1 protein-coding gene is annotated in these 1406 nt (G+C 46.7%); it reads right to left on the bottom strand.

The genetic code is table 11. The features are described 5' to 3' along the window. The coding region (locus tag ACFEL9_RS26065; RefSeq protein WP_446753373.1) for an Ig-like domain-containing protein at positions 1-1406 on the bottom strand (1406 nt) is incomplete at both ends.

Here is a 1406-nt window from a genome sequence, read left to right as displayed (position 1 = left end):
TTAAGAGAAGTAACCTGGCTTACATAATAAGTTGTTGAACCTGCAGCAGCAGTAGAAGGAGTTGGTGCCGTTGCTGAACCTGTGCCACCTGTTGCAACAGTGTACCACAATAACGTATTGCTACCAGATGCTGTTGCTGTTAAAGCTGTTGCTGTTGCACCCTGGCAATACACCACAGGAGTTGTAACGGTTGGTGCTGCAGGTGTAGGATTAACTGTAACAGTAATAGCTGCTCTTGGGCCTTCACAGTTAAGAGAAGTAACCTGGCTTACATAATAAGTTGTTGAACCTGCAGCAGCAGTAGAAGGAGTTGGTGCCGTTGCTGATCCTGTACCACCTGTTGCAACGGTGTACCACAATAAAGTATTACCAGCTGCGGGTGTTGCTGTTAAGGCTGTTGCTGTTGCACCCTGGCAATAAACTACCGGTGATGTAACGGTTGGTGCTGCAGGTGTAGGATTAACTGTAACAGTAATGGCTACTCTTGGGCCTTCACAGTTAAGAGAAGTAACCTGGCTTACATAATAAGTTGTTGAACCTGCAGCAGCAGTAGAAGGAGTTGGTGCCGTTGCTGATCCTGTACCACCTGTTGCAACGGTGTACCACAATAAAGTATTACCAGCTGCGGGTGTTGCTGTTAAGGCTGTTGCTGTTGCACCCTGGCAATAAACTACCGGTGATGTAACGGTTGGTGCTGCAGGTGTAGGATTAACTGTAACAGTAATGGCTGCTCTTGGGCCTTCACAATTAAGAGAAGTAACCTGGCTTACATAATAAGTTGTTGAACCTGCAGCAGCAGTAGAAGGAGTTGGTGCTGTTGCTGAACCTGTGCCACCTGTTGCAACGGTGTACCATAATAAAGTATTACCAGCTGCGGGTGTTGCTGTTAAGGCTGTTGCTGTTTCACCCTGGCAATAAACTACCGGTGATGTAACGGTTGGTGCTGCAGGTGTAGGATTAACTGTAACAGTAATGGCTGCTCTTGGGCCTTCACAGTTAAGAGAAGTAACCTGGCTTACATAATAAGTTGTTGAACCTGCAGCAGCAGTAGAAGGAGTTGGTGCTGTTGCTGAACCTGTGCCACCTGTTGCAACGGTGTACCATAATAAAGTATTACCAGCTGCGGGTGTTGCTGTTAAAGCTGTTGCTGTTGCACCCTGGCAATAAACTACCGGTGATGTAACGGTTGGTGCTGCAGGTGTAGGATTTACTGTTACAGTAATAGAAGCTCTTGGGCCTTCACAATTAAGAGAAGTAACCTGGCTTACATAATAAGTTGTTGAACCTGCAGCAGCAGTAGAAGGAGTTGGTGCTGTTGCTGAACCTGTGCCACCTGTTGCAACAGTGTACCACAATAACGTATTGCTACCAGATGCTGTTGCTGTTAAAGCTGTTGCTGTTGCACC

Source organism: Terrimonas alba, from assembly GCF_042434975.1.
GTDB classification, from domain to species: domain Bacteria; phylum Bacteroidota; class Bacteroidia; order Chitinophagales; family Chitinophagaceae; genus Terrimonas_B; species Terrimonas_B alba.
This window is presented reverse-complemented; position numbering and strand designations above follow the sequence as displayed.